Origin of the sequence: Roseicyclus amphidinii (assembly GCF_030163755.1) — a bacterium.
Lineage (GTDB): Bacteria > Pseudomonadota > Alphaproteobacteria > Rhodobacterales > Rhodobacteraceae > Roseicyclus > Roseicyclus amphidinii.
Map to the genome: position 1 here is coordinate 22,379 of NZ_JASJOE010000014.1, position 13,080 is coordinate 35,458.

The window sequence follows — 13,080 nt, forward strand, 5'->3', positions numbered from 1 at the left end:
CAGGCCCGTGGGCCGCTGCGTGCAGGGCCGCCGCAAACGCCGCGCGCGCCCGACGCCTCCCGCAGGAGGCCGGGCCGGTGCGGCGGGACATGTCGGGGTGCGACTCATCGGGGGCCTTTCGGAACAGCGGCGAGACTAGCATGCTGCGGCCTGCACCAAAGCGGAATTGCACGGGGGTTGCGACTCTGCCCGCGATTCCCTATCTCCCATCCCGAGGGGTTGGCGCGGGCAGGCGCCTCGCCAACCCGGTCAGGTCCGGAAGGAAGCAGCCGTAACGAGCCCCGCTTGGGTCGTTGTCCAGCCTCTCACCCTTGCAAAGCGCACCGCCCCGGCGGTGCGTTTCGCGTTTGGCCCTCAGCCTGTCGCGCTGTCGATGACCGGGCTGATCACGTCCCCCATCGCCGAGACGAGCAGGTAATTGAGGAAAATCCCCAGGATCACCGACAGGATGAAATAGGCCGTCGCCGCCTCGAGCAACACGCGGCGGCGCGGCGACAGCCCGGCTCGCGTCCATTGCCACAGCAGGATGCCGATGATCGCGGCCGGGATATGCAGCGTGACCAGCGTGGCGATGGCCCCCGGACCAAGGGCCGCCATCAGCCCGGACAGGCCGCCGGGCCAGAGCAACCCGCCCAGCCAGAACAGCAGCGACGCCGCGGCGACGGCCCAGAAGATCCCGGTCATCGCCATCAGCAACGCGGCGGGTGGTTGGTGTTCGGACATCGCTCCTCCGTCCCTTTGCGGCAAACCTAGCACGCCGCCGCCGCTTCACCATGGACCTTGGCGCGCGGCTTCACTAGGGTCTTGCACGCACGCATCCCCCGAGGCGACATGAGCGACACCCCCGATACCGGCTACCAGGTTCTGGCGCGGAAATACCGCCCGGCGACATTCGCCGACCTGATCGGTCAGGACGCCATGGTGCGCACGCTGAAAAACGCGTTCGAGGCCGATCGCATCGCGCAGGCCTTCATGCTGACGGGCATCCGCGGCACCGGCAAGACCACGACCGCGCGGATCATCGCCAAGGGGCTGAACTGCATCGGCGCGGACGGGCAGGGCGGGCCGACGACGGACCCCTGCGGGGTCTGCGAAAACTGCGTCGCCATCGCCGAGGGGCGGCATGTCGACGTGATGGAGATGGACGCGGCCAGCAACACCGGCGTGCAGAACATCCGCGACGCGATCATCGAGACGGTGAGCTACCGCGCGGCGCAGGCGCGCTACAAGATCTTCATCATCGACGAGGTTCACATGCTGTCCACGAGCGCGTTCAACGCGCTTCTGAAGACGCTGGAAGAGCCGCCGCCGCACGTCAAGTTCCTGTTTGCCACCACCGAGATCCGCAAGGTGCCGGTCACGGTGCTCAGCCGTTGCCAGCGTTTCGACCTGCGCCGGATCGAACCCGAGGTGATGATCGCCCATCTGCAGCGCGTCGCAGCCAAGGAAAACGCGCAGATCGCCGAGGATGCGCTGGCGCTGATCACGCGCGCCGCCGAGGGCTCGGTGCGGGACGCCATGAGTCTGCTGGACCAGGCCATCGCCCATGGCGCGGGCGAGACCACTGCCGACCAGGTGCGCGCCATGCTGGGGCTGGCCGACCGGGGCCGGGTGCTGGACCTGTTCGAGGCGATCATGGGCGGCGACGCGCCCGGTGCGCTGTCGGAACTGGGCGCGCAATATGCCGACGGGGCCGACCCCGTCGCGGTGCTGCGCGACCTGGCCGAGATCACGCATTGGCTCTCGGTCGTGAAGATCTCGCCCGAGGCGGCCGAAGACCCCACCATCCCGCCCGAGGAACGCGCGCGGGGCCGCTCACTGGCTGACCGTTTGCCGATGCGCGTGCTCACGCGGATGTGGCAGATGCTGCTCAAGGCGCTGGAAGAGGTGGCCCTTGCCCCCAACGCCATGATGGCCGCCGAAATGGCGGTGATCCGCCTGACCCACGTGGCCGACCTGCCGACGCCGGGCGACCTGGTGAAGAAGCTGCACGCGACGCCCGCGCCCGCGGGTGGGGCGGGGCCCGCGCGCCCCTCGGGTGGTGGTGGCCCGGTCCATGCGCCGCGTGCGCAGGCGCCCGTCGCGCGCGGCAGCGGCGGGCCGCAGGCGGCCTTGCAGGCGCAGCCGGGGCCGGACCTGTCGCTTTACCCGACCTTTGACGCGGTGGTCGCCCTGATCGAACAGGCGCGCGACATCAAGCTGCTGGTCGAGGTGAAGACCTGCCTGCGGCTGGCCGCCTACGCCCCCGGCCGGATCGAGTTCGAGCCGACCGAGACTGCGCCCGGCGACCTCGCCCAACGCCTTGGCCGCGCGCTGCAACTGGCCACCGGCGCGCGCTGGATCATCTCGACGGTGCGCGAGGGGGGCGGGCAGACCATCGCCGAGGCCGAGCAGGCCGAGCGCCGCGCGCTCGAGGCCGAACTGGAGCAACACCCGCTGTTGCAGGCCGTGAAGGCCGCCTTCCCCGAGGCGAAGATCGCCGCGATCCGCACCCGCGAGGAACTTCAGGCGCAGGCCCAGGCCGAGGCGCTGCCGGAATTGCCGGATCCCGACGAACTCCCAGAGGATTGGGACCCGTTCGACGACGAATGACATCACACGAGGAATGAACCGATGCTGAAGGGTTTGGGCGGTCTTGGCGACATGGCCAAGATCATGAAACAGGCGCAGGAAATGCAGACCAAGATGGCCGAGATGCAGGAAAGCCTGGCCTCGATCACGGTCACCGGCGAATCCGGCGCGGGGCTGGTCAAGGCGACCGCGACCGCCAAGGGCGAATTGACCGCGCTCGACATCGACCCGTCGATCTTCAACCAGGACGACAAGGAAGTGGTCGAGGACCTGATCCTCGCCGCGATCAAGGATGCGCAGGCCCGCGCGCAGGAGAAAAGCCAGGAGGAACTGGCGAAGCTGACCGAGGGCATGGGCCTTCCGCCCGGCATGAAGCTGCCGTTCTGAGGCATCGCGCCGATGGCCGACGCGCCCAGGGATATCGAGGCCCTGATCGAGATCATGGCCCGCCTGCCGGGGCTTGGCCCCCGGTCGGCAAGGCGTGCCGTGCTGCAGCTGATCAAGAAGCGCGGCGCGCTGATGCGCCCCTTGGCCGAGACCATGGCCCGCGTGGCCGAGACGGCGCGCGAATGCCTGAACTGCGGCAATATCGGCACCGCCGACCTGTGCCCGATCTGTTCCGACGACCGGAGGGCGAACGGGCTGATCTGCGTGGTCGAGGACGTCGCCGACCTCTGGGCGATGGAACGCGGCGGCGCCTTTGGCGGGCGGTACCACGTGCTTGGCGGCACGCTCTCGGCGCTGGATGACATCGGGCCGGAAGACCTGCGCATCCCGCGGCTGCTGGACCGCGTGACCGGCGAGGGTGTCTCGGAGGTGATCCTTGCGCTGAACGCCACCGTCGACGGGCAGACCACCGCCCATTACATCGCCGACGCGCTGGAGGGGGCGGGGGTTGCCGTGACCTCGCTGGCGCAGGGCGTGCCCATCGGGGGCGAGCTGGATTACCTCGATGACGGGACGATCTCGGCCGCGCTCAGGGCGCGCAAGGCGGTCTGACGGACCGCTGCCGCAACGTCCCGTTTTGCGTGCGGGGCCGCGTGCGCTACCCTTTCGCGCATGAGCCACATCAGCGGAACGCGCCCCTATTCCCGCGCCGAGTATATCTCGGACGCCATCGTGCATGCCTCGGGCATCGGTGCCGCGCTGGTCGGGGGGCCTGTCCTGATCGTGCTGGCGGCACTCTGGATCGGAGAGGCGGCGCTGGTCGCGGCGCTTGCCGTCTATGTGGCTACCGGTCTTGCGATGTGGAGCTTTTCGGCCGCCTACAACCTGTTGCAGCGCCCCGCCTGGGTCGAGCGGCTGCGGCGTTTCGACAAGTCGGCGATCTATTTCAAGATCGCGGGCACCTACACGCCCTTTGCCATCCTCGTCTCGGCGCATGGCGCCTTTCTGGTGGCGATCTGGTCGGTCGCGGCGCTGGGGGCGCTGATGATCCTGTTTTCCTCGCGGCTCGGCTGGCTGTCGATCCCGCTTTACCTCGGCCTTGGCTGGGCCGGCGCGATCTGGGGCGGGCCGCTTGTCTCGAGCCTCAGCCCGGCGGGTTTCTGGCTGCTGGCGGCGGGGGGGATCACCTATTCCTCGGGCATCGCGTTCCTTCTGTGGACCCGGCTGCCGTTCCACAACACGATCTGGCATGTCTTCGTCTTTCTCGGCTCGCTCGCCTGCTACGCGGCCATCGCCGCCGAGCTGTGGCTGCGCGCCAATCCGGTCTGACGCGGCGTCCCCGGACCCTGCCGCGTCGATTTTGACCTGTTTTCCACCCCCTGATCGCACTATCACTTCCCCTTGAAACGGCATGTGGCGCCGGGGAGGCGCCGGAGAGAGGAGAGGTCCGCATGAAGGTACTTGTGCCCGTCAAGCGCGTGATCGACTACAACGTGAAGGTCCGCGTCAAGGCGGATGGGTCCGGGGTCGATCTCGCCAACGTCAAGATGTCGATGAACCCGTTCGACGAGATCGCCGTCGAGGAGGCGATCCGCCTGAAGGAGGCCGGCAAGGCCGAGGAAATCGTCGCCGTCTCCATCGGCGTCAAGCAGGCACAGGAAACCCTGCGCACCGCGCTGGCGATGGGGGCTGACCGCGCGATCCTCGTGGTGGCCGCCGATGACGTCCACACCGACATCGAGCCGCTGGCGGTGGCCAAGATCCTCGCCAAGGTCGTGGAAGAAGAGCAGCCGGGCCTCGTGCTTTGCGGCAAGCAGGCCATCGACAACGACATGAACGCGACGGGGCAGATGCTGTCCGCGCTTCTGGGCTGGTCGCAGGCGACCTTTGCCTCCGAGGTGTCGGTCGAGGGCGATGCCGCCGTCGTGACCCGCGAGGTCGATGGCGGTCTGCAGACCATCAAGGTCAAGATGCCCGCGATCATCTCGGTCGATCTGCGCCTGAACGAGCCGCGCTACGCCTCGTTGCCGAACATCATGAAGGCGAAGAAGAAGCCGCTGGATGAAAAGACCGCCGCCGATTACGGCGTCGATGTCACGCCGCGGCTGGAGATCGTCACCACCACCGAGCCCGAGGCCCGCAAGGCCGGCGTCAAGGTGGGCTCGGTCGACGAGCTGATCTCGAAACTCAAGGAAGAAGCGGGGGTGATCTGATGGCGGTTCTTCTTCTGGCCGAGGTGACCTCGGGCGAGCTGAACATGGATGCGACCGCCAAGGCGGTCACGGCGGCGGGCAAGCTGGGCGATGTGACGGTGCTTTGCGCCGGTGCCTCCGCCAAGGCGGCGGCCGACCAGGCGGCGACGATCAGCGGCGTGGCAAAGGTGCTTTGCGCCGAGGGCGAGAGCCTGGGTCACCGGCTGGCCGAGGCCACGGCCGAGCTGATCGTGGGCCTTGCGGGCGATTACAGCCACATCGTCGCGCCCGCGACGACCGACGCCAAGAACATCATGCCGCGCGTCGCGGCGATGCTGGACGTGATGGTGATCTCGGACGCCTCGGGCGTCGTCGACGCCGACACGTTCGAGCGCCCGATCTACGCGGGCAACGCGATCCAGACCGTCAAGTCGAAGGACGCCAAGAAGGTCGTGACCTTCCGCACCTCGAGTTTCGAGGCGGCGGGCACCGGCGGCTCGGCCGCGGTCGAGACGGTGGCGGCCCCCGGCGCCTCGGCGCTGTCGTCCTGGGTCGAGGACAAGGTCGCGGCCTCGGACCGGCCCGAGCTGACCTCGGCGGGGATCGTCGTTTCCGGTGGCCGCGCGCTCGGCTCCTCCGAGCAGTTCGCGCTGATCGAGGGGCTGGCCGACAAGCTGGGCGCCGCCGTGGGCGCATCGCGCGCGGCGGTCGATTCGGGCTATGCGCCGAACGATTGGCAGGTGGGCCAGACCGGCAAGGTCGTGGCGCCCGAGCTTTACATCGCGGTCGGCATCTCCGGGGCGATCCAGCACCTTGCGGGCATGAAGGATTCGAAGGTCATCGTGGCGATCAACAAGGACGAAGAGGCCCCGATCTTCCAGGTCGCCGATTACGGCCTGGTCGCCGACCTGTTCGACGCCGTGCCGGAGCTGACCGGCAAGCTCTGAGCCGATCCGCCCGACGTCTTCGCCGCCTCGCGCCTCACCGGGCGCGGGGCGGTTCGCGTTTCAGGACAGCAGGCGGGCGAGACGCCGTGCGGCGGCCTCGTGCAGCTCGGGGCCGGGCAGGGCACGGGCGGCAGCGGCCTCGCGCGGGGCGAAGAACATGCCGCGCGTCCCGGTCGAGATCTGCCCCCCCTCAGGGGCCGCGATGGTCAGCGAGGCGGCCGCGGCGGCGACGCGGTCCAGCATCTCGCGCGTGACGAACAGCGGGTCGGGCCCCAGTGTCTGCGGGCTGTCCGGATCGTCGGGATGACGCCGCGACAGCCAGAGCAGGTGAACCGGCATCGGCGCGTCGCGCAGATAGGCGGTCATGCGCGCCACCCAGGCGCTGCGCAATTCATGGGTGACGAGCGCGAAGCGGTCCGGCGACAGGCCCATCAGGCGGCTCAACAGGTGCCGGGTGAAGTGGAACTCGGTGAAATCCACCTCGCGGTAGATGGTGCGCAGGATGCCGTTGGCCCGGATGAACCGGTCGTTGCGGCGCGGATGGACCGAGTAGAAGCGGTTGGTCATGTTCTGTGCGCCGGGGATCTGCAGCACGACGGCCCGCGCGCCGGTCCGCGCCGCGCGAATCGCGGGGTCGGTCATCAGAACGTCGAGCCCGGCGTTCATCACCCCCATGTTCACCACGTCGAGCGGCAAGGCGGCGTCGAGCTGGGCCGCGAACGGCGCGTGAACGAAGCGCCCGAATGTCTCGGACCCGCCGAGACACAGAACGTAGGGCCGCGCCAGCCCGTGCGCAGGGCCGCGGAACCGGAGAACAGACCCCGGATAGACCACCGGCCGGTAGTCGAGCGGCAGCAAGCCGCGCCTTTGGAAACTCATCTCCCTCGCTCCTACCCAGTTCGAGACTCACCCATGGATCAGGATGTGACCAAGGTCTTTCCAAAGTCATAACCTTCTATTTTTGCGAATATTTTAGACGCCTGCCGCCTCGCGCCCGCGCGCTTGGGCCGCGGGGGGCGGGCTTGTCTACGCCGGGCTGCCGGGCCTATCCTGCGCGAGACACAGGGACGGCGCGCGCAAGGGGCGGACATGGACATCAAGTCGATCGGAGTGGTTGGGGCAGGCCAGATGGGCAACGGGATCGCCCATGTCTGCGCGCTGGCGGGCTATGACGTGGTCATGACCGACATCAGCGCCGAGGCGCTCTCCAAGGCGCTCGCGCTGATCGAGAAGAACCTGGCGCGCCAGGTCGCGCGCGAAAAGATCACCGAGGCCGAAATGGCCGAGGCGCTGGGCCGCATCCGCACCACGACGACCTTGATCGAGGTTGGGCCGAGCGACCTGATCATCGAGGCCGCGACCGAGCGCGAGACGGTGAAACAGGCGATCTTCGAGGACCTGCTGCCGCATCTGAAGCCGCAGACGATCCTGACCTCGAACACCTCCTCGATCTCGATCACCCGGCTGGCGAGCCGCACCGACCGGCCCGAGAAATTCATGGGCTTCCATTTCATGAACCCCGTGCCGGTGATGCAGCTGGTCGAACTGATCCGCGGCATCGCCACCGACGAGGAAACCTTTGCCGCCTGCAAGGCGGTGGTCGATCGGCTGGGCAAGACGGCCGCCACGGCCGAGGATTTCCCGGCCTTCATCGTCAACCGCATCCTGATGCCGATGATCAACGAGGCGGTCTACACGCTCTACGAAGGCGTGGGGAACGTGAAGTCGATCGACGAGTCGATGAAGCTGGGCGCGAACCATCCGATGGGGCCGCTGGAACTGGCCGATTTCATCGGTCTGGACACCTGCCTTGCGATCATGAACGTGCTGCATGACGGGCTGGCCGATACGAAGTATCGCCCCTGCCCGCTGCTGACGAAATACGTCGAGGCCGGCTGGCTTGGGCGCAAGACGCAACGCGGGTTCTACGACTACCGCGGCGAGACGCCGGTTCCGACGCGCTGACAAGACCCTTGCAAGGGTCTGACAAGGCGCTTGCAAGCGCCTTGTGACGTCCTTGCAAGGACGTCATCCGTTTCTTGCAAGAAACGGGCGCTACGATTGATCGGGGTTGTCCCGGAGGGACAGGGTCCGCGCGCGCAGCCAGGCCATGAATTCGCGCGGCTTGCCGATGCGGCTTTCCCATTGGTCGGGCGTGATCGGCCTGCCGATGATCGGGGCTTGCGGCTTGTCGAAGCTGTGAACGACCTCGTGGATCAACAGCCCCTGCCGCAGGATCGGCGAGATCCGGTTGGCGACCTGGTACCAGCGCGAGTTGGAGCCGGTGAAGAAGCAGGGCACGATGGTGGCCCCCGACTTGCGGATCATCTTGGCGGTGAAGACGTTCCACTCGCCTTCGATGGCGGGGCCGGTCATCGTCTCCGAGGCGGCCACGGCACCCGAAGGGAAGAGCGCGATCAGCCCTTTCTGCTCGAGATGCGCCATCGCGGTCGCGCGCATCTGCAGCATCTTTTCCTGGGCGTCGGGCTCATGCGGGAAGGGCACCGGGATCATGTAGCCGGCCGCGCTCTCGTCCAGCCCGGTCAGCAGCGCACGGGTGAGGATGCGGTAATCCAGCCGCCGCCGCCCGATCAGGTCGGCCAGTATCATCCCGTCGACCAGCCCGTGGGGATGGTTGGCGACGAAGACCACCGGCCCCTCGGCCGGGATGCGGTCAAGCTGGTGCTGGGGCGTCTGCAGGTCGATCCCCATCACCTTCATCGTGGCGGGCCAGAAGGCCTGTCCCTTGAACTCGCCCATCTTCTCGAACTGGCGCACGCGGCGGATGATGGTGAGCTTGCCGGTCAGCCATTCGATCGCCTTGATCGTGTGACGGGTCCAGAAACTGTCGAAACTGTTGGCATAGGTCAGGCTGCGCCGGTCATAGACCCGATCGGGCCCCGGCCGCAGCGCCGGTCGCGGCGCCGAGATATTGCGGGAACTTGTGTCGGTCACGCGCCCTTGTCCCATCGCGTCATTCCAGCCGCCTGCCCCGGCTCAGCTGTCCTCGCCGAAACGGTCCGCGACCAGCGCCTGCAGCGCATCTGCAAGCTTTTCCGCCTCGGGGCCGTTGGTTTCGACCTCAATAGAGGTTCCCATGGAAGCTGCCAACATCAAAAGCCCCATGATGGAATCCCCCGAGGCGCTGAGGCCGTCGCGGCGGACGGTGGCCGTTGCGTCATGCTCTTCCACCACTTCCACGAACCGCGCCGAGGCGCGGGCATGCAGCCCCTTCACGTTCACGATGGCGAACTGCCGGATCACGCTGTCATCGGACATCAGGGGGCCCCGTCGAAACTGTTGATGTAGCGGCGTCCGGCCTCGGCTGCGCGGGCCACGGCCTCGTCGACGCTCAATTGCCGGGATTTCGCCAGCTTGATGAGCATCGGCAGGTTCACCCCGGTCAGGATCTTGCGGTTCTGCGGCCGACAGGCCGTCAGCGACAGGTTCGAGGGCGATCCGCCGAACATGTCGGTGACCACCACGACACCGGAGCCGTCGTCGACGGCATCCGCGGCGTCGCAGATTTCGCGCGTGCGCGCGGCGCGGTCGTCCTCGGGGCCGATCGAGATGGCGATCATCGCCGCCTGTCGGCCGACCACATGTTCCGCCGCCCGCTTGAGCTCGGATGCGAGCCCGCCATGGGCAACGATCACGATGCCGATCACCTGTCTGTCGCCTCTGGCCTGTCAGCCCCGCCGGCCGTCACGACGCGGCGCTGTTCCACTTCCCTGTGACGTTTAGACACCGGCCACCCGGCCTCTGCAAGATGCGCGGCCAGGAATTCGGTCATCGCAACCGAACGGTGTTGCCCGCCGGTGCATCCGAAGGCGATGGTCAGGTGGCTTTTTCCTTCGGCTTCGAAGGCGGGCAGCAGCAGCTCGGCCAGGTCGATGATCCGGTCGCAGAAGGCGTCGAACCGCGGATCGGTGGCGATATGCGCCTGCACCGCCGGGTCGCGCCCGTCCAGCGGTTTCAGCGCAGGGTCCCAGTGCGGATTGCGCAGGAAACGGCAGTCGCAGACCAGGTCCGCCCCGGTCGGCAGCCCGTGCCGGTAGGAAAAGGACATGACCGTGATCGCCAGCCGCCCGGCACCCTCGGGCGCGAACAGGCGCCCGATCTCGGCGCGCAGGTCATGCGGCGTGAGCGCGGAGGTGTCGATCAGAACGGTGGCGCGGGCCCGGACGGGCACCAGCAGCGCCAGTTCCCGCGCGATCCCCTGCGCGGGCGCGGCATCCGGGGCGAGCGGGTGGCGGCGGCGCGTCTCGGAATAGCGGCGCTGCAGCACGTCGGCGGCGCAGTCGAGATAGAGCAGGTCGGGCGCGTAGCCCGGTTCCCCGGCCAGCCGGTCGACGGCGGCGACAAGCCCGGTGGCCGAATAGTCGCGGTTGCGCGCATCGGTGCCGAGGGCCAGCGGCCGGTCGGGCGGCGGCCCCTCGAGCAGGCGCGGCAGGAGGCTGAGGGGCAGGTTGTCGATCGCCTCGAAGCCGAGGTCTTCCAGCGCGTTGATCGCGGTGCTGCGCCCGGCACCGGACGGGCCTGTCACGAAGACCACGCGCGCGGGAGGTCGGCCCTCGGCCGGTGTGGAGTGCGGATCGCTTGGCATGGTTGTTTGGGTGCCTTGGCCTGTGGTGTCGCGTTCAAGCGTCGTCGCGCGGCTTAGTGTAGCGTCTTGATGGCGCATGTTCGAGAGGCGCAAACCCGGCGCGCACTTTTGCACAATGCGCTCTTACGGGGCGGCGCGGCCGTGGCGCGCCATGATGACGAGGGACGCGGCAAGGGAGGGCGCTTGCCCGCCGAGGATCAAGGGGTAGGTCCAGTCTCCGATCCCGAGCACGCGCCGCGGCGGCAGGCGGGCGGTCTCGGGCCGGTCGAGGTCGACCGCGATGGCGAGCGCGACGGACCGGGTGACCGGCCCGCCCTGCAACAGGCCGACGCCGCGCGCCTCGATCAGGTCGGGCGAGGTGTCGGGGCGTTCCAGAAGCGCCCCCCCGGGCAGGGGCCGCAGCCGCACCGCGTCGTCGCTGACCAGCGTCGCGCCATGGGCCATGAGCGCAAGCGCGAGGCTAGATTTGCCCGAGCCCGACGCGCCGAGGATCAGGATGCCCGCCGCGTTGACCGCCACCGCCGTCGCCTTGAGCCAGAGAGCCCCATCCTCCTCGCCGGTGACCCAGCGTGAGACGGGTTCCGGTGCCGGATCGGGGCCGGGGCCGTGCGCGGGGGGCATCGCCGCGCCCCGCTCAGATCGGCAGGCCGACGACGAAGCGCGCGCCGAGCGGTTCGGAGGTCGCATCAGCCGCGGTGGGGCGGATGTTCTCGGCCCAGATCACCCCGCCATGCGCCTCGACGATCTGCTTCGAGATGGCGAGGCCGAGGCCGGAGTGGTTGCCGAACTGGCTGACCGGGCGTTCCGAGTAGAAGCGGTTGAAGACCTTGGTCAGTGCCGCTTCGGGGATGCCGGGGCCGGTGTCCTCGACCACGATCAGGACGCGGTTCTCGCGGCGGCGGATCCACAGGCGCACGGCGTCGCCCTCGTCGCAGAACGAGATGGCGTTCGACAGAAGGTTGACGAAGACCTGCGCCAGCCGCCCCTCCAGCCCCGAGATGGTGATGCGGTCGTCCGGCAGGTCGGTGATGAAATCGACGCCTTTCTTGCCGGCCTCCTCGGCGTGGTATTGCGAGATGTTGCGCAGGGTGCGGACGAGGTCGAAATCCTCTTCCTCCTCCTTCACCAGCTCGCTGTCGAGCCGCGAGGCGTTCGAGATGTCCGACACCAGCCGGTCGAGGCGCTGCACGTCATGCTCGATCACCTCGAGCAGGCGGTTGCGCTGATCTTCGGTCTTGGCCAGCCGCATCGTGCCGACCGCCGAGCGCAGGCTGGCGAGCGGGTTCTTGATCTCGTGGCTGACATCGGCGGCGAATTGCTCGTTCGCGTCGATCCGGTCATAGAGCGCCGAGACCATGCCGCGCAGCGCGCCCGACAGGCGACCGATCTCGTCGGGGCGACCGGTCAGGTCGGGGATGCGCACGCGCGTCGGGCTCATCTTGCGGGCGTTCTTGGCGCGGCCCAGTTCGGCTGCCTCGGCCAGGTCGGCCAGCGGATGCGCGATGGTCGAGGCCAGCACGAGGCTGAGGCCGATGGAGACCAGCAGCGCGACGACGAACATCTGCAGAAGCTGTTCGCGCTCGACGCGGACCAGCTGGTCGATCTCGCCCGCCGCTGTGGTCACGACGATGATGCCGACCGGCCCGGAGGGGCCCATGATCGGCGTCGCCGCGGCATAGAGCGTGCCGGTCGCATCGACGCCGCGGTTCAGCACGGTCACCCCCTCGGCGGCGGGGCCGACCAGGCCGGCGGCGAGCTCGGCGCTCGTCATCGTGTCGCGCGGGGCCTGCCCGCCGGTCAGCAGGCCCGACAGGCCGGTCCAGACGGTGTTCAGGAAATCGGTGATCAGCAGCGTGTCCTGCCGCCGCTCGAGGCCGCGGACCGGGCGGGCCGGGCTGCGCGACAGGCTTTCGGTGGAGGCGACCAGCCGTTCGGGCAGGGCGTAGACGAAGACATCGACCCCGTCCGACAGGCCGAGGCGGCTGAGGACCTGCGCGGCCTCGCCCCCGTCGGGCCCGGTGAGGGGCGCATCGCTTTCCATGCTGTCCGCCTCGGGCAGGCGGGCTTCGAAGACCTCGGCGATCAGCTGCGCCTCGACGGCCAGCGCGCGCTCGCGCTGCACGGCGAGGCTGTCGCGGAACGGGTTGAGATAGAGCACCCCCGCGACCAGCACGACCATGGCCAGCAGGTTGAACAGGATGATCTTGCGCGCCAGCGGCGAGCGGTTCAGCGAAACGAGGCCGCGCTGCGCGCGCGCGGCCTTGAGCTCGGTCTCGACCGTGCTGTGCGGGCGATCCCAATCCTCGCCCAGCACGATATCGGCCCGGTCGCGGGGGCGGCGGTCGGTCATGGAAAGATCGGTGGGCACGGGCAGGCC

Annotated in this window: 15 protein-coding genes and 1 other RNA gene; 8 read left to right on the forward strand and 8 right to left on the reverse strand. The window is 68.6% G+C overall.

Going from position 1 to position 13,080, the window contains the following annotated elements; genetic code table 11:
* The first annotated feature begins 212 nt into the window (after nt 1-212).
* Nucleotides 213-311, forward strand: an RNA gene (gene ffs / locus QQK83_RS06790) — signal recognition particle sRNA small type.
* Nucleotides 312-354: 43 nt separating this feature from the next.
* Here ffs and QQK83_RS06795 read toward each other — a convergent pair.
* The gene (locus QQK83_RS06795) at nt 355-723 is read right to left on the reverse strand and encodes a hypothetical protein (protein ID WP_284262878.1); all 369 of its coding nucleotides are present in this window, start codon (nt 721-723) and stop codon (nt 355-357) included.
* 108 nt (nt 724-831) lie between these two features.
* Here QQK83_RS06795 and QQK83_RS06800 point away from each other — a divergent pair, with 108 nt between their 5' ends.
* From QQK83_RS06800 to QQK83_RS06825, 6 genes are all read left to right on the forward strand, one after another.
* A complete protein-coding gene (locus tag QQK83_RS06800; protein ID WP_284262880.1) occupies nt 832-2,592 on the forward strand; it encodes a DNA polymerase III subunit gamma/tau in 1,761 nt (586 codons plus the stop codon).
* A gap of 21 nt (nt 2,593-2,613) precedes the next feature.
* On the forward strand, nt 2,614-2,958 hold the full coding sequence (locus QQK83_RS06805; RefSeq protein WP_284262882.1) for a YbaB/EbfC family nucleoid-associated protein: 345 nt from the start codon (nt 2,614-2,616) through the stop codon (nt 2,956-2,958).
* Between the two features lie 12 nt (nt 2,959-2,970).
* On the forward strand, nt 2,971-3,570 hold the full coding sequence (recR, locus tag QQK83_RS06810; RefSeq protein WP_284262884.1) for a recombination mediator RecR: 600 nt from the start codon (nt 2,971-2,973) through the stop codon (nt 3,568-3,570).
* 60 nt (nt 3,571-3,630) lie between these two features.
* Nucleotides 3,631-4,287 (forward strand): PAQR family membrane homeostasis protein TrhA, encoded by a 657-nt coding sequence (gene trhA, locus QQK83_RS06815; protein WP_284262886.1) that lies wholly within the window; start codon nt 3,631-3,633, stop codon nt 4,285-4,287.
* Nucleotides 4,288-4,409: 122 nt separating this feature from the next.
* Entirely contained in the window at nt 4,410-5,171 is a 762-nt protein-coding gene (locus QQK83_RS06820) for an electron transfer flavoprotein subunit beta/FixA family protein (protein ID WP_284262888.1), read from the forward strand.
* Entirely contained in the window at nt 5,171-6,097 is a 927-nt protein-coding gene (locus QQK83_RS06825; RefSeq protein WP_284262890.1) for an electron transfer flavoprotein subunit alpha/FixB family protein, read from the forward strand. Before QQK83_RS06820 ends, QQK83_RS06825 begins: the two co-directional genes overlap by 1 nt.
* A gap of 60 nt (nt 6,098-6,157) precedes the next feature.
* Here QQK83_RS06825 and QQK83_RS06830 read toward each other — a convergent pair whose 3' ends face one another.
* Nucleotides 6,158-6,976 (reverse strand): DUF6473 family protein, encoded by an 819-nt coding sequence (locus tag QQK83_RS06830; protein WP_284262891.1) that lies wholly within the window; start codon nt 6,974-6,976, stop codon nt 6,158-6,160.
* A gap of 210 nt (nt 6,977-7,186) precedes the next feature.
* Between QQK83_RS06830 and QQK83_RS06835 the strand changes: the two genes are divergently transcribed.
* Nucleotides 7,187-8,062, forward strand: a complete 876-nt coding sequence (locus QQK83_RS06835; protein ID WP_284262892.1) for a 3-hydroxybutyryl-CoA dehydrogenase — start codon at nt 7,187-7,189, stop codon at nt 8,060-8,062.
* A 90-nt stretch (nt 8,063-8,152) separates the two neighbouring features.
* Here QQK83_RS06835 and QQK83_RS06840 read toward each other — a convergent pair whose 3' ends face one another.
* The 6 genes from QQK83_RS06840 to QQK83_RS06865 all read right to left on the reverse strand — a co-directional run bounded on the left by QQK83_RS06840 (nt 8,153) and on the right by QQK83_RS06865 (nt 13,053).
* A complete protein-coding gene (locus QQK83_RS06840; protein WP_284262893.1) occupies nt 8,153-9,052 on the reverse strand; it encodes a lysophospholipid acyltransferase family protein in 900 nt (299 codons plus the stop codon).
* Between the two features lie 42 nt (nt 9,053-9,094).
* On the reverse strand, nt 9,095-9,376 hold the full coding sequence (locus tag QQK83_RS06845) for an HPr family phosphocarrier protein (protein WP_284262894.1): 282 nt from the start codon (nt 9,374-9,376) through the stop codon (nt 9,095-9,097).
* Nucleotides 9,376-9,765: a PTS sugar transporter subunit IIA gene (locus QQK83_RS06850; RefSeq protein WP_284262896.1), complete on the reverse strand. Its 390-nt coding sequence runs from the start codon at nt 9,763-9,765 to the stop codon at nt 9,376-9,378. The genes QQK83_RS06845 and QQK83_RS06850 overlap by 1 nt, the downstream gene beginning before the upstream one ends.
* Nucleotides 9,762-10,703 (reverse strand): RNase adapter RapZ, encoded by a 942-nt coding sequence (rapZ, locus tag QQK83_RS06855; protein WP_284262898.1) that lies wholly within the window; start codon nt 10,701-10,703, stop codon nt 9,762-9,764. The genes QQK83_RS06850 and rapZ overlap by 4 nt, the downstream gene beginning before the upstream one ends.
* A gap of 123 nt (nt 10,704-10,826) precedes the next feature.
* Nucleotides 10,827-11,324 (reverse strand): HPr kinase/phosphorylase, encoded by a 498-nt coding sequence (locus QQK83_RS06860; protein WP_284262899.1) that lies wholly within the window; start codon nt 11,322-11,324, stop codon nt 10,827-10,829.
* A gap of 13 nt (nt 11,325-11,337) precedes the next feature.
* Nucleotides 11,338-13,053 (reverse strand): sensor histidine kinase, encoded by a 1,716-nt coding sequence (locus QQK83_RS06865; protein WP_284262987.1) that lies wholly within the window; start codon nt 13,051-13,053, stop codon nt 11,338-11,340.
* Nucleotides 13,054-13,080: the final 27 nt, after the last annotated feature.